The sequence below is a fragment of the Janthinobacterium sp. GW823-FHT06H09 genome, from assembly GCF_058794735.1.
In genome coordinates this window covers 13153-27233 of the sequence record NZ_JBXAHC010000013.1, presented here as the reverse complement: position 1 = coordinate 27233, position 14081 = coordinate 13153, and the positions used below count along the sequence as shown (strand labels likewise).

Annotated in this window: 11 protein-coding genes; 6 read left to right on the top strand and 5 right to left on the bottom strand. The window is 63.0% G+C overall.

The genetic code is table 11. From position 1 onward, the window contains the following. Nucleotides 1-169 precede the first annotated feature (169 nt). On the top strand, nt 170-2116 hold the full coding sequence (locus AC1Q6X_RS21340) for a GAF domain-containing sensor histidine kinase (RefSeq protein ID WP_492498338.1): 1947 nt from the start codon (nt 170-172) through the stop codon (nt 2114-2116). Nucleotides 2117-2316: 200 nt separating this feature from the next. Here the strand turns inward: AC1Q6X_RS21340 and AC1Q6X_RS21335 are convergent, their stop codons facing one another. After that, nucleotides 2317-3828 carry a DUF3369 domain-containing protein gene (locus AC1Q6X_RS21335; protein ID WP_070292411.1) on the bottom strand — a complete coding sequence of 504 codons (1512 nt, stop codon included), beginning with the start codon at nt 3826-3828 and terminating at the stop codon, nt 2317-2319. A 434-nt stretch (nt 3829-4262) separates the two neighbouring features. On the opposite strand from AC1Q6X_RS21335, the gene AC1Q6X_RS21330 reads away from it, so the two are divergent. Both AC1Q6X_RS21330 and AC1Q6X_RS21325 read left to right on the top strand, forming a co-directional pair. Beyond that, nucleotides 4263-4766: a DUF3016 domain-containing protein gene (locus AC1Q6X_RS21330; protein WP_492498337.1), complete on the top strand. Its 504-nt coding sequence runs from the start codon at nt 4263-4265 to the stop codon at nt 4764-4766. Nucleotides 4767-4904: 138 nt separating this feature from the next. Further along, nucleotides 4905-5447 carry a DUF3016 domain-containing protein gene (locus tag AC1Q6X_RS21325; protein ID WP_492498336.1) on the top strand — a complete coding sequence of 181 codons (543 nt, stop codon included), beginning with the start codon at nt 4905-4907 and terminating at the stop codon, nt 5445-5447. On the opposite strand, the gene AC1Q6X_RS21320 is transcribed toward AC1Q6X_RS21325, so the two are convergent. The 3 genes from AC1Q6X_RS21320 to AC1Q6X_RS21310 all read right to left on the bottom strand — a co-directional run bounded on the left by AC1Q6X_RS21320 (nt 5448) and on the right by AC1Q6X_RS21310 (nt 8332). Beyond that, nucleotides 5448-6233, bottom strand: a complete 786-nt coding sequence (locus AC1Q6X_RS21320; protein ID WP_083287435.1) for a substrate-binding periplasmic protein — start codon at nt 6231-6233, stop codon at nt 5448-5450. Between the two features lie 71 nt (nt 6234-6304). Next, nucleotides 6305-6748 (bottom strand): thioesterase family protein, encoded by a 444-nt coding sequence (locus tag AC1Q6X_RS21315; protein WP_070217768.1) that lies wholly within the window; start codon nt 6746-6748, stop codon nt 6305-6307. Between the two features lie 132 nt (nt 6749-6880). Beyond that, complete coding sequence (locus tag AC1Q6X_RS21310; RefSeq protein WP_492498335.1) at nt 6881-8332, bottom strand: PQQ-dependent sugar dehydrogenase; 1452 nt, start codon at nt 8330-8332, stop codon at nt 6881-6883. Between the two features lie 216 nt (nt 8333-8548). Here AC1Q6X_RS21310 and AC1Q6X_RS21305 point away from each other — a divergent pair, with 216 nt between their 5' ends. Further along, nucleotides 8549-9655, top strand: a complete 1107-nt coding sequence (locus tag AC1Q6X_RS21305) for an S-(hydroxymethyl)glutathione dehydrogenase/class III alcohol dehydrogenase (protein ID WP_492498334.1) — start codon at nt 8549-8551, stop codon at nt 9653-9655. A gap of 116 nt (nt 9656-9771) precedes the next feature. Continuing rightward, the gene (locus AC1Q6X_RS21300) at nt 9772-10005 is read left to right on the top strand and encodes a hypothetical protein (protein WP_070312575.1); all 234 of its coding nucleotides are present in this window, start codon (nt 9772-9774) and stop codon (nt 10003-10005) included. A gap of 12 nt (nt 10006-10017) precedes the next feature. Here AC1Q6X_RS21300 and AC1Q6X_RS21295 read toward each other — a convergent pair whose 3' ends face one another. Beyond that, nucleotides 10018-11022: a GlxA family transcriptional regulator gene (locus tag AC1Q6X_RS21295; protein WP_492498333.1), complete on the bottom strand. Its 1005-nt coding sequence runs from the start codon at nt 11020-11022 to the stop codon at nt 10018-10020. 115 nt (nt 11023-11137) lie between these two features. Here AC1Q6X_RS21295 and AC1Q6X_RS21290 point away from each other — a divergent pair, with 115 nt between their 5' ends. Then, nucleotides 11138-14080: a DUF6701 domain-containing protein gene (locus AC1Q6X_RS21290; protein ID WP_492498332.1), complete on the top strand. Its 2943-nt coding sequence runs from the start codon at nt 11138-11140 to the stop codon at nt 14078-14080. The last annotated feature ends 1 nt before the right edge of the window (nt 14081 follow it).

Below are 14081 nucleotides of genomic sequence, written 5' to 3'. Positions count from 1 at the left end.
GTAGGAAGGGGCCTAGTCTGCCACTGTATCGGCCAGGTGGCAAATGCGCGCGTGGCGAGTGTTGCTATCGCTCAAGGCAAGATTCTGCGTTTTATGCCGTGCCAAGGCTGGGCTGAACTGATAATATTGATTTTCAGAACATATACTTGCACAAGGTACATAGTCACCCATGGAAAGCCGTCTCAGCCGCCTGGAAGCCGTTCAAACCGTGTTGCTGGAAATCGGGCAGCGCTCGAGCACCTGCAGCGATATCAGCGAATTCCTGCAGGCGGTGCATGCGGCGCTGGGACGCATCATGTATGCGGCCAACTTTTACGTGGCGCTCAGCGACCGCGACGACGGCCTCGTGCGCTTTCCCTACTTTGTCGACGAATTCGACGCCGCGCCCGATCCGGACGAGGGCGTGCGCCTGGCCAGCGCCGCGCAGTCGCCCACGGCCTGGGTCATCGTCAACCGCAAGCAGCTGGTGATGACGGCCGACGACGACGCCATGCGCGCCATCGGCGGCGGCGCCTGGGGCGGCGGCACGGCGGCCGAGCACTGGATCGGCTGCCCGCTGCTGGACCAGCAGCACCAGGTGCTCGGCGCCATCGTCATCCAGAGCTACGACGCCCAGCACCGCTTCAGCCTGGAAGACCAGGCCCTGTTCGCGCTGATCGCCACGCACGTGTCGAGCGCCCTGCAAGGCATGCAAAGCATGGACCGGCTGGAAAAGGCGGTGCAGGAGCGCACGGCCCTGCTGGCGCACGAGGTGGCCGAGCGCCGGCGCGCGGAAAACCTGCAGCATGCGCTGTATGAAATCGCCAACCTGTCGGCGCAGGCGGCCGACGCGACGACCCTGTATGCGCGCCTGCACGCCATCATCAGCGAACTGGTGACGGCAAAGAATTTCCTCATCGCCCTGTACCACCCGGACAACAAGGACATCACGATCCCGTATTTCGTCGATGAAAAGGATGCGCAGGCGCCCGTGAAACGTTTTCATTACGGCATCGGCATGAGTTCCTATGTGCTGGCGCGGCGCAAGGCGTGCCTGCTCGATGCCGACAGCTATGCGGCGCTGGTGGCCAGCGGCGAGATGGACGAGCCGCTGGGCAATGTGGGCATCGCCAGCTGGATGGGCGCGCCCATGCTGCTGGGCGAGAGAAAGTATGGCGTGATCATCGTGCAAAGCTACGACGAATCCGTCGTGTATGGCCAGGCGGAACTGGACGTGCTGGCCTTCATGGCCAGCCACGTGGCCGTGGCGATGGCCCGCATCCAGGCCGACAGCGCCATGCGCCAGGCCAAGGAAGCGCTGGAAGAGCAGAACGCGGCCCTGAACAGCGCCTTGAACGCCTTGCAGGAAGCGCAGTCGGAACTGGTGCGCCAGGAAAAGCTGGCGTCCCTGGGACGCCTGGTGGCGGGCGTGGCGCATGAAATCAATACGCCGCTGGGCATTTGCGTGACGGCCACCAGCCACCTGGTGCAGGAATTGAAGCTGACGCGCGAAGACCTGGACGGCGGCCAGCTCGATGAAGACGGCTTGCGGCAATTTTTCGACATCATCGACCAGACCCTGCGCATCATGACGACGAACACGCAGCGCGCCGCGGCGCTGGTGCGCAGCTTCAAGCAGGTGGCCGTGGACCAGTCCTCGGACGAATTGCGCAGCTTTAACTTGCGCAAATATCTCGATGAAATCCTGCTGTCCTTGCAACCCAAGCTCAAGGGCAAGCCGGTCAAGGTGGAGATCGATTGCGCGCCCGAGGTGCAACTGCGCAGCTATCCGGGCGCCGTCTCGCAGATCGTCACGAACATGGTGGTCAATTCACTGGTGCACGGCTTTGCGGAAGGCGAGCCGGGCAGGATCAAGATCAGTGCCAGGACGGCCGGCGACATGCTGGAACTCGACTACAGCGACGACGGCATGGGCATGGACAGCGCCACCCTGGGCCAGCTGTTCGATCCTTTCTTCACGACCAAGCGGGGCTCGGGCGGCAGCGGCCTCGGTGCGCACATCCTGTACAACCTGGTGACGGGGCCGCTGGGCGGGACGGTGAAGGTGGTCAGTGCGCCGGGGATGGGGTTGCATTACAAGATACGCTTTCCGCTGGAGCCACGTAGGTCGGATTAGCGGCAAGGCCGCGTAATCCGACGCCGGCGGCTAGGCTAAAAACGGCGGGCTGGAGACGCGGGCCCGGAATACCTGTGTTGGGGGCTTGAGCCGAAGCGTGTTTTGCTGGTGTGCAGATCGCGTAATCCGACAACATCGTTGGCGTGGCTGCCGGTGGTGTCGGATTACGGCCTGCGGCCTAATCCGACCTACGCCAGCTTTTAATCAGGGAAACGTTGATTCAGCGCCAGGGCCTCGTCCAGGTTCGCAATCAGCAACTCCACATACTGCGGGTCCAAATGGCTGCCGCTCACTTCGCGCAGGTAGCTGACCACGCGCTCGAGGGGCCAGGCATCCTTGTAGCAGCGCTTGTGCATGAGGGCGTCGAAGACGTCGGCAACGGCGGCGATGCGCGCGTATTTGTGGATGTTTTCGCCCACCAGGCCTTGCGGGTAGCCGCTGCCGTCGAATTTTTCATGGTGCTGGTGGGCGATCACGGCGGCCGCCTTCAAGAGCGGGCGCTGCGAACCGTCGAGGATGGACATGCCCACCGTCGGATGCTGCTTCATGATTTCCCACTCTGCCGCGTCGAGCTTGCCGGGTTTCAGCAGCACGGCGTCGGGCGTGGAAATCTTGCCGATGTCGTGCATGGGCGCCGCGTGGCGCAGCACCATGGTTTCCTCTTCCGACATGCCGGAGGCCTGCGCCAGCAGCTGGCACACTTCGGCCATGCGGCGCACGTGGTTGCCGCCTTCGTGCGAGCGCGATTCGACCACGTCGCCCAGGCGCAGGATCAGCTCGGCCTGGGTATCGGTGATTTCCTGCGTCAGCAGGATGTTGTCGAAAGCGATCGCCACGCCGGAACAAAATACTTCCAGCAGCTGCGCGTCGAGGTCGGAAATCTCTTCCACGCCCTTGAGCACCAGCAGGGAGGCCTTGCCGCTGCTGTTGGGGAAATAGCCGACATAGGTGTCGCCATGCAGGCGCGAAATTTTATTGCTCTTGGCGTCGTCCAGCTGCGACAGCAGTGACGGGCTGAGGATGCCGCCATCGGCTTCATGGTCGCCGATCTGCGCGAGGATTTCATAGTCCTGCTCGCCCGTGATGGCGCTGGCGCCGCGCAGGCGCAGCAGCATGCTCGTTTCCAGGCGCAGCAGGGCGACGACTTGCTGCAGCAGGCCGCTGGCGAAGTCGCGCAGGTTGCGCTGCTTGAAAATGTGCGCCGAGGCGGCGATGACGCGCTCGAGGCCTTCGCGGTAGTGCAGCTGGGCCTGGCGCGCCTCTTCCACCTTCATGATGTCGCGGTAGGCGCGCAGGGCGGCAAAGGTGGTGGTAAACAGCTTGGTGCGGTCGAGCTCGGTTTTTTCCTTGTAGTCGTTGATGTCGTAGTTGACGATCACCCGTTCTTCCGGCGCCTGTCCCGGCTGCCCCGTGCGCAGCACGATGCGCGTAAACTGGTTGCCCAGGTCTTCGCGCATCCAGCGCGCCACCTCCAGGCCGCTGTCTTCGCGTTCCATCACCACGTCGAGGAAGACGAGCGCGATGCCTTCTTCGCGCGCCAGCACCTGCTTGGCCTCGGCGCCGCTGTACGCATGCACAAAGCTCAGGGCGCGGCCCTCGAGACGGAAACGGCTCAGCGTGAGTTCGGTGATGTCGTGGATGTCGGGTTCATCATCGACGAGCAGGACTTTCCAGGGAGGTAACTTGGGCGATGCAGATGACAAAAATGACATAAGGGCGAGTTCCGCTAAAAGGCATAACTGACGCAATGCTGAGACGCCCGCGCCAGGAATTCCTGTGCGCCATGACCGGCGTTGCGCGTTTTTCGGGCGCATTCTGTCGATTGTAGACCGACCGCTAAGTATTAACAATAAGCAAGAACAATTGACTAAAATCATGCAACACACGTGCTAAAAAAGCACTTTAAATCCATGCTGTCTACACTATCTATACTTTATCGCTTAGGCAACTATATTTTCAAGACAATACTTTGTTTTAATTAATATTGCTAATGAATCTGCAAAAAAATACGGCGTCTTTCCTTCTTGGCGAAAAACCGGAAAAGTAACAAGGTATGAATTACGCGCCAGAAGGGACTGGAGCGCGCTATATTGGACAGGCATAAGAAGTGGCTCCATGCCACTCATATTTCCTGAAAGGGTACACCATGCAAAAGCAAACGACACGCGCCCTGATCGCCGGCCTGGCCTTGCTGGCCAGCAGCGCGGCCTGGGCAGGAACTGAAGTGCGGTTCAGCAAACCGGATCAATACACGGACGTTCCGTTCAATCCGCAGGACCGCGACGACGTGCTGAAGGAACTGAGCCGGCATTTCGAGAAACTGGGCGCATTGTTGCCGCCCGGGCAAACCTTGAAAATCGACGTCACGGACGTGGATCTGGCGGGACGTGAAAACCCGTCGCTGCGTGCGGGCCAGGATATCCGCGTCATGAATGGCCGGGTCGACTGGCCGCGCTTGCGCCTGCACTATGTGCTGGAACAGGATGGCAAGGTCATCAGCAGCGGCAATGCTGCCCTGTCCGACATGTCGTACCTGACCCGTCTCAATCCTTACTTCAGCAATGAAAAGTTGCGCTATGAAAAGTTGATGATCGATGACTGGTATGCCGATACCTTTGGCATCAAGGTAAAGCGCCACGCGCGCAAGTAAACGGCCCGGTCAGTCGCGTGGCGCCACGCGAAACGTATTGCGCTCCGGAAATGTTCACTTCAGGCTATAGTCAGGCAGGGTAGGCAGAGGCCGGCATGGAGTTGCCGCCGGGCCGTGAACTTTCTGGAGAGAAGGCATATGCGTATTTCCACGATGACGAAAACATGGATAGCCGCCTTGGCGCTGGCTGCGGGCAGCAGTGCCTGGGCGGGCGTCCAGGTGACGTTCGAAAAACCCGACGACTATTCCGACGTGCCGTTCAGCTCGCGCGACCGGGAGCAGGTGCTGGCGGGCCTGGCGGATCACTTCAGCTGGTTGGGCAAGAGCTTGCCCCCCGGTCAGGACCTCAGGATCGAAATCACCGATGTCGACCTGGCGGGACGCGAAGACCCGGCCCGCCGCGGCGCCTTCGATGTGCGCGTGATGACGGGCCGTGCTGACTGGCCGCGCCTGCGCTTGCGCTATACGCTCGAGCAGCATGGCAAAGTCATTGCCAGCGGCAACGCGTATCTGTCGGATATGTCCTATTTGCAACATATCAACCGTTATTCCAGCAACGATGCCTTGCGCTATGAAAAGCGCATGATCGACGAGTGGTTCAAGAATACCTTCGGCGTCAAGCCCCAGGGCCGCAGCAGTCCCGTCCTGACCTTGCAGTCGCGCGCCGTTCAGCGCAGGTAATCAACGCAAATAAGCGTCTTCGATGTGCGCCAGCTGGCCGTTCTGCCGCATGGCAAGCAGGGCGGCATTCATTTTCTCGATGAAATCGGTCTTGTAGGAAGGCGTGTTGCGCGCGCTGTAGGCGATGTAGGTGGCTTCGGACGACAGTTCCAGCACTTCGCGCAAGTGAAAACCGTAGCCGGCCAGTTCGCCTTGCAGCCGGCGCGCCGTATGGCGTGCCGCGCCGCGGTCGCTGGCGTAGCAATCGATGCGCCGCAGGGCCAGTTTCTTCAGATTCGCCTCATTGCCCTTGGCCGCATCCAGGCGCAGCAGCCCCTGGCGGGCGGGCGCCATTAACTTTTCTGACAGTAAAAATCCTGTGTTGACGCCGATGGTCAGGCCCGCAAAGTCGGCCGGGAAGTGCGTGCGCGGCGTGCGCATGACGGCGTCATGGCAAAACAGCACCACCGATTCGCGGTGCAGCATGGCCGAGTACGGCTGCACGTATGGCCGTTCCGTCTTGCGTCCGGGCGGGAACAAGCCGAAAACCTTGCCTTTTTCCAGCGCATCGAGCCCCCGTTTCCAGGGGCGCGGCTGCAGTTCCAGCCGGTACCCGGGCATCCGGCTGGCCGCCTGGCGCAGGATATCGATGTACATGCCCTTGAAGGCGCCGTTTTCCACATAGCTGTACGGTGCATAGTCATCGTCGCCGTACAGGATGACGGTTTGCGGCGCGGCCAGGGCGGGCGGCAACATGCCCAGCAGGGCCAGGGCCAGGCAGAGTCTTGCCGTGATTGCTGATTGCATGCCGCTCCAGATTTAATGTCTTCCTGATAAGCATACAGCATGGCGGCATGACGGCCCGTTTAATCGATCCTTCAATCGATCCAGTTCACCAGTGGAAACTTGCTTGCGAACTCTTCCGCCATGGGCACGACCTGGCTGCGCTTGTAGTTGAAGAAGACAAAGCCGGACTTGGCCATCGCGATCAGGGTGTTGTCGCGCGGACGCGTGATGCGGAAGGTGATGTCGCCGCCATACTTGTTGAAATCCATGACGCCCACTTCGAACAGCAGCTGGTCGCGCGCATGGGCTTCGGCGCGGTAGGTGGTGGCCAGGTCGGTGACGATGATGCCGGTGCCGTCCGCTTCGATGTCGCGCACGCCATATTCGAACAGGAAGCGGGCGCGCGCCTCGGAAATCATGGAAATCATGGAATCGTTGCCGAGATGGTTGCCGGCGTTGATGTCCGTCGTGCGTACCGTCAGTTGCGAGGAATAGCAGTACTGGTCTTCGGGGAATTCAAGTTTCAAACGGGCCATGGTGTTCTCTTGGGCTGGTGCGCAGGGCGCGGCGAAAAAATCCAATTCTAGCCGGTTCGCCGTGCCCCGTCGAAAAACGCCGCCACAGGCGTGCGCTGCCATGACTGCTTGCGCACGCTGACTGGCCTATGCTTATTTACGGACAATCCGGTACACCTTGCCCGTGCCGCTCAGCATGTACAGCTCGTTTTGCGCATCCTGGCCAAAGGACAGGATGTTGCCCACGTTCGTGATGCCCCAGTCTGTCACAGCGGAGGCGGCGCCATTGCTGTAGCTGAAACTTTTCAGCCAGCCGCCGCAGTAGTCGGAATACAGGTATTGTCCCGTCAGTTCCGGCAAGGCCGTGCCCCGGTACACATAGCCGCCCGTGATGGAGCAGTTGCCCGCACTGCCGGTGTCGTATTCGATAACGGGCAATACCAGACCCGCCTGATTGCAACTGGCGCTGTTGTAACAGTGCGCGCCTTCCATGATGTTCCAGCCATAGTTGTTGCCCGCCTGGCCCACGGGACGCACATCGACTTCCTCCCAGTTGGCCTGGCCCACGTCGGCGATGTACAGCAGCTGGGCCGGCACGTCGAAGGCGTAGCGCCACGGATTGCGCAAGCCGTAGGCCCAGATTTCTCCGCGCCCGCCCGCCGTGCCGGCAAATGGGTTGCCGGGCGGAATGGCGTAAGGCTGGGCTACCGTGCTGGCGTTGACATCCAGGCGCAGCAGCTTGCCCAGCAGCACATTCGTGTTTTGCGCATTGCGGGGCGGGTCGCCGCCACCGCCGCCGTCGCCCGTGCCCGCATACAGATAGCCGTCCGGCCCAAAACTGAGCAAGCCGCCATAGTGGTTGCTGAACGTGGGGTGGGCAATCGTGAGGATGGTCAGCGCGGACAGGGGATCGGCCACGTTGGCGTTGCCGGCCGACACTTGTCTGCGCTCGATGACGATATCGCCGGCCAGGTTGGTGTAGTAGATGAAAAAATAGCCATTGCTGGCGTACTGTGGATGGAAGGCCATCGACAGCAAGCCCCGTTCGCCGCTGGTGGTGGTGAGCGTGCTGATGTCGAGGAATGGCGTGGCCAGCAGGTTGCCGTTCTGCACCACGCGGATGCGGCCGGGACGCTCCACAATGAAAAGGCGGCTGTCGCCGGGCGGCGCCGTGAGGAAGAGGGGTGAGCTCAAGCCGTTGGCCACTTCCTGCAGGCGCAGGGCCAGCGGCGCGGTCGCCGCATACTGGATGCTGGCGCTGGCCGTCGCCCCCGCATTGACTTGTACCTGCTGCGTGACGGGCGTGGGCGCCAAGGTCCCCGTGCCTTGCGCCACGCTGGCGGCATTGATGGCGTAGGCGCCGGGCGCCAGGTCCGTCAAGGTGGTGCTTGCCGTCAATGTCTTGCTGTACGACGCAGGCCCCGTGACCGTGACGGCGCCCGCCACGCCGGCCGGCAAGCCGCCGATGGTGACGGTCAGATCGCCCGTGGTCGCGCCGGGCGTCGGGTGGTGCTGGCCGCCGCCGCAGGCGGCCAGCAGGGCCAGGCAGCATGCCAGCAGCAGGGCCAGCCAAGGGCGGGCAGAGCGGTGAAGGAAAGGGCGCATGTCAGTCTCCTGCGGGAACGCGGCAATGGCTGCTCGATCGGTGCTGGGCTTGTGCCAAGAATGCGCGTCTGTAGGGCGGGAAGATTGAGCTGGCACAAACGTGCGGCGCCATCGGACAAATGCGCCGCGTTTTCAGACAAGCGCGGGGTCCCTTGCGCCGCCCCGCTCACCGGCGTCCGATAATGGCGCATCTGAAACCGAGCAGGAAGACACCCCATGAAAACCAAAGCCGCGATTGCCTGGAAGGCGGGCGCTCCGCTGACCATCGAAGAAGTCGACCTGGCCGGCCCGCGCGCCGGCGAAGTACTGGTCGAGCTCAAAGCCACGGGCATTTGCCATACCGATTACTACACCTTGTCCGGCGCCGATCCGGAAGGTATTTTTCCTGCCATCCTCGGCCATGAGGGCGCCGGCGTCGTCGTTGACGTGGGCCCGGGCGTGAAAAGCCTGAAGAAGGATGACCACGTCATCCCGCTGTACACGCCGGAATGCCGCCAGTGCAAATTCTGCCTGTCGCAAAAGACGAACTTGTGCCAGGCCATCCGCTCGACCCAGGGCCGCGGCCTGATGCCGGATGCCACCAGCCGCTTTTCGCTGAATGGCCAGCCGCTGTTCCATTACATGGGCACGTCCACGTTCTCGAACTATATCGTCGTGCCGGAAATCGCCCTGGCCAAGATCCGCGAAGACGCGCCGTTCGACAAGGTCTGCTACATCGGCTGCGGCGTGACGACGGGCGTGGGCGCCGTGCTGTTCTCGGCCAAGGTCGAGGCGGGTGCCAACGTGGCCGTGTTCGGCCTGGGCGGCATCGGCCTGAACGTGATCCAGGCGGCGAAAATGGTCGGCGCCGACAAGATCATCGGCATCGACATCAACCCGGCGCGCCAGGCCATCGCCCGCAAGTTCGGCATGACGCATTTCATCAACCCGAACGAAGTGGACAACGTGGTCGACGCCATCGTGCAGCTGACGGACGGCGGCGCCGACTACAGTTTTGAATGCGTGGGCAACACGACCCTGATGCGCCAGGCGCTCGAGTGCACGCACAAGGGCTGGGGCAAATCGTTCATCATCGGCGTGGCGGCGGCCGGGCAGGAAATTTCCACGCGTCCGTTCCAGCTGGTGACGGGGCGCGAATGGCGCGGTTCGGCCTTCGGCGGCGCACGCGGCCGCACGGACGTGCCGAAGATCGTCGACTGGTATATGGAAGGCAAGCTCAACATTGACGACCTGATCACGCACCGCTTGCCGCTCGAACGCATCAACGAAGGCTTCGACCTGATGAAGAGCGGCGAATCGATCCGTTCCGTCGTGTTGTACTAATCTTATCGGATGTACTCATTGCGCAACACTTGACGGACGGGGCTGGGCGGCAGGCTGTACTTCGCTGCCTGCCCCTGCTAGTGTGAAGACATCATGTCTTGCTTTGGGAGCCGTCCATGTTTGCCACTGCCTATCTCGCGACCTTGCGCCGCATGCTGCCCGTCTTCCTCGGCGCGGCCCTGTCTTCCCTGCTGGCCTTGTGGTGGAGCAATGTCGCCATCCTCGCCACGCCCGCCATCTGGCTGGCGCTGCTGGCCACCTATCTGCTGTGCGCACTGCTGTTTACGCCGCTGGCCCGGCAAAGCCGCCAAGTGGCCACGCGCCACGTGCGTCACGGCAAGCCGCGCTGACCTTCGCTGCGCCTAGCGCGCCGTGCTGGAAAAGCGCTCGCGGTAGTCGCGCGGCGTGATGGCGAGTTTCTTTTGAAACAGGCGCCGCAGCCTGTCCTCGCTGTGCAGACCCGCCTGCACGGCCACCTGTTTTAAGGAAGACACATTGTCTTCCAGTAAGCGGCGCGCCACTTCGAAGCGCGCCGTGTCGATGAATTCCGTGGGACTGGTGCCCGTTTCGCGCTGGAAGACGCGCGTAAAATTGCGCTCGCTCATGGCCAGCCTGGCTGCCAGCAGCGGCACCGTGAGCTCGTCGGCAAGATGCTCCATGATCCAGCCCTGCAATTGCCGGATGGTCGGATGCATCGTCATCTGGCTCGACAGGTGCACGGAAAACTGCGACTGGCCGCCGGGCCGCTTCAGATACACGACCAGGTCGCGCGCCACTTCGAGCGCGATATCGCGGCTGAAATCGTCTTCCACCAGGGCCAGCGCCAGGTCGATGCCGGCCGTCACGCCGGCCGACGTCCAGAATTTCCCTTCCCGCACAAAAATCGCATCGGCATTGACCTGTATCAGGGGGTAGCGCTGGCGCAGGCTGTCCACGGCGCTCCAGTGCGTGGCGGCGCTTTTGCCGTCGAGTACACCGGCCTCGGCCAGGAAGAAGCAGCCCGTGCACAGCGCCGCCAGCGTATCGATGCGGGGCGCGGCCTCGGCCACCCAGGCGGCCAGGGCGGGAATGTCCTGCAGCACCTGCTCGACGTGGTGGCAGCCGACGATGACGGCCAGGTCGGGCAAGCGGTGCGCATCGAGCGCCTTGCTCGCGTGCAGCGACATCAGGGTGTCCGACTCGACGGGACCGATGGCCGTCGAGGCGATGCGCACGTCGTAGCCGCCAGGCAGATTACGCAGGCGCAAATGCGTGTTGGCGTAGTCAAACACTTTCATGGCGCCGATGGCTTCGAGCGCCTTGAAGCCGGGATAGACGATGATGTCGACGGTGCGCAGGGGGAATTCTTTGGGGCTTTGCTTGATCATGCGATATGCGTGAAGGAGATAAATACTGCCATAATGCAATAACAGCGATGGCGTAGATTAGCATGGAATAATCCGCGCGCCCGCTGGCTCCCCACCCACCGGATTCCTCGATATCGTGCGCTTACTTCACTTTTTTGCCGCCCTGACATTGCTGCTGGGCTCCTCGCTTGCCCACGCGGCCACGCTCAACTTCAATGGCGGCACCGTCAGCGGCTGCAGCCTGAGCACGGACGGCTTGCAATACACGTGCGCCTCGCTGGTGCTGGGCTCCACCGACGTCATCGTCATCGGCAGCGCGTATGGCGTGACGGTCAACAGTTCCCTGGCGATGAGCTACAACCAGGGCTTGACGATGAGCGGCAATGCCGCGCTGACGGTCAAGGGCAATCTCGACATCAAGGACATCAATCCGTCGAACCTGAAAGTGACGGGGGGCAGCTTGAGTGCCGAGGGCGGCACTTTCCTCATGGGCGCGCAGGAACAGACCATTACGGCGAATATTTCCGCCACCACCATCAAGATGGGCTCGAACAACGTCAAGGTGACGGGCAAGATCAGCGCCAAGGGCCCGGTGGAAATCGCCTCGGGTTCCGTCATCAACGGTCCCATCAGCGGCACCGTCGTCAATATCCTGGCCTCCAGTACCCGCATCCAGGGCGATATCACGGCGACCACCTCGCTGACCATCGGTTCCGGCAGCCAGGTGACGGGCAATCTGAAATCGCCGACGATCGACTTGAAGGCATCGGGCCTGCTCGTCACGGGCGACGTGGACGCCAGCAATTCCTTGTCGATCGCTTCCGGCAATGGCATCAAGGGCAATGTGGACGCCGGCGAGGTGACGCTCGACTCGTCCAACGCCTATATCACGGGCAACGCCAAGGTCGACCACATCACCCTGGGCTGGCAGGGCCGCGTGCAGCAGACGATCACTTGCAAGGCGTACACGCCGTCGAACCCGTGCAGTTGCGTGACGAACAACAGCGGCTGGGCTTTCAATGAGCCGATGGGGCCGAAGTGCGGCCCGGGCACCCAGGCCGGGCCGGATCACTTCCAGATCACGCATCCGCCTGCGGCGCTCAGTTGTGCGCCCGCGCCCGTGACTGTGACGGCCTGCGCCGACGCGGCCTGCAGCACCGTCTACACGGGCGCGGCCCAGGTCACGCTGACGCCGGGCGGCGCCGTGGCACAACTCAACGCGACCCTACCGGCGACAGGCACGGCCGCGTCCAGCGTGGCGCAGACCACGCCGGCCAGCAACGTTCCCCTGGGCCTGAGCAGCACGCCGGCGACGACGGGGGCGCTGGTCTGCAAGAGCAGCGTCGACGGCAGCGTGACCAATTGTCAGATGGCATTTGTCAGCAGCGCGCTGCAGGTGAGCGGCCTCCCCCGTTATTCTGAGGCCGAGGGGCCCATCGCCATCAGCGCGCTGCAGGCGTCGGCATCGAATCCGCGCGCCTGCGTGCCCTTGTTTGCCAACCAGAACAAGACCTTGCAGTTGCGCTGCAACTACGCCAATCCCGGCACGGGCACCTTGCCCGCGCGCATACAGGACAAGGATGGCACGTATAAACCCCTGGCCGCCAACGCGGGCAGTGCCTGCAGCGCGAACGGTACCGCCGTGCAACTGGCCTTCGATGCCAACGGCCTGGCCACGCCGAACATGCTGTACGCCGATGCGGGTGCGCTGGGCCTGACGGCCACGTATGCCCCGGCCAGCGGCAGCGACAGCGGCCTGACCATGACGGGCAGCGGCACTGTCATCGTGGGGCCCCAGCGTTTCGTGTTCAGCGCCATCGCCACGCCGCAGCGGGCGGGCCTGGCCGCGTTGCCCGTGGCGCCCGCCATCCGCATCAGCGTATCGGCCGTGAATGTGACCGACGCCGTGACGGCCAATTTTGGCAGGGAAACGACGGCGCAGACGGTGCTGCTGGGCAGTAGTCTCGTCGCGCCCACCTTTTCCGGCGCCGCCAACCCCGCAGTCGCGGGCAGCCTGACTTTTAACAACGGCATCGGCACCGCCAGCAACCTGAGCTGGGCGGAAGCGGGCACCGTCCAATTTACGGCGACGATGGCCACCTACCTCGGGGCCCCGCCGCCCGCCGTCAACGGCGTCATCCCGCCGTTCACCACGGGCGCCAGCAACAGCGTGCAATTCATCCCGCACCACTTCGTCACGGAGGTGCCTGGCACTGAGCCCATGCCTTGCAAGGCGCCATTGTCCTGCGCGGCGGGCAGTTTCATCTATGCGCAGCAGCCGTTCAAGCTGCGCGTCACGGCGCAGAATGCCACGAACGGGACGACGCTCAACTTCGACGGGCGCGACACGGCCTTGACGACCCAGGTGGCCTTGCGCGCCTACGATGCCGCCACGGGCCTGACGGCCTTTCCGCCGGCGGCGCCGTCGGGCAGCCGGCTGAGTGACGGGACTGCCGCGCAAACCAGCGTGACGGGCATCGCGCCGGCCAGCTTCACGGCGGGCGTGGCCAGCAGCCAGATCGCCTACCGCTTTCCCGGCGCATTTGCGGTACCGGCCGGTACGGTCGCGCTGGCGCCGCCGACCGACGTGCTGTTCCGTGCCACCACTACCTATGCCGGCGGCACCGCCGTGACGTCGGCGCCGTCCGATGCCGGCACGGAAGCGAAGCTGACCGTGCTTACGGGCCGCATCATGGTGCCCCATAGCTACGGTTCCGAGCGCCTGCCGATACGCCTGCCCGTACAGGTGCAATACTGGAATAGCGGCTGGCTGGGCAATGTGTCCGATAGCGTCACGCAGTTCGGGAGTGCCGGGGTCACGCTAGCCAACTGCGGCAAGGGATTTACCTCGGGCACTGGCGCGTGCAATGGCGTTCTGAAAGTGCAGGGCGGCACCTATGCATTCAAGCAAGGCGCCTTGCCTCCACCCAATGGGCAACTGGTCTTGCTGGCACCCGGCGTGGCGGGTAGCGTCGACGTGTCTGTCAGCGGCTTGCATTACCTGCCCAGCACCCTGGGGCACGTCGTCTTTGGCATCCTCAGATCGGGTCCCGTGATTTACCTGCGCGAGATGTATTGAG

Bases quoted from the DNA above. Each gene is read 5' to 3' on its own strand.
- AC1Q6X_RS21300 (WP_070312575.1), top strand. From the start codon at position 9,772: ATGTTTGCCACTGCCTATCTCGCGACCTTGCGCCGCATGCTGCCCGTC.
- AC1Q6X_RS21320 (WP_083287435.1), bottom strand. From the start codon at position 6,233: ATGCAATCAGCAATCACGGCAAGACTCTGCCTGGCCCTGGCCCTGCTG.
- AC1Q6X_RS21315 (WP_070217768.1), bottom strand. From the start codon at position 6,748: ATGGCCCGTTTGAAACTTGAATTCCCCGAAGACCAGTACTGCTATTCC.
- AC1Q6X_RS21330 (WP_492498337.1), top strand. From the start codon at position 4,263: ATGCAAAAGCAAACGACACGCGCCCTGATCGCCGGCCTGGCCTTGCTG.
- AC1Q6X_RS21295 (WP_492498333.1), bottom strand. From the start codon at position 11,022: ATGATCAAGCAAAGCCCCAAAGAATTCCCCCTGCGCACCGTCGACATC.
- AC1Q6X_RS21305 (WP_492498334.1), top strand. From the start codon at position 8,549: ATGAAAACCAAAGCCGCGATTGCCTGGAAGGCGGGCGCTCCGCTGACC.
- AC1Q6X_RS21325 (WP_492498336.1), top strand. From the start codon at position 4,905: ATGCGTATTTCCACGATGACGAAAACATGGATAGCCGCCTTGGCGCTG.
- AC1Q6X_RS21340 (WP_492498338.1), top strand. From the start codon at position 170: ATGGAAAGCCGTCTCAGCCGCCTGGAAGCCGTTCAAACCGTGTTGCTG.
- AC1Q6X_RS21310 (WP_492498335.1), bottom strand. From the start codon at position 8,332: ATGCGCCCTTTCCTTCACCGCTCTGCCCGCCCTTGGCTGGCCCTGCTG.
- AC1Q6X_RS21335 (WP_070292411.1), bottom strand. From the start codon at position 3,828: ATGTCATTTTTGTCATCTGCATCGCCCAAGTTACCTCCCTGGAAAGTC.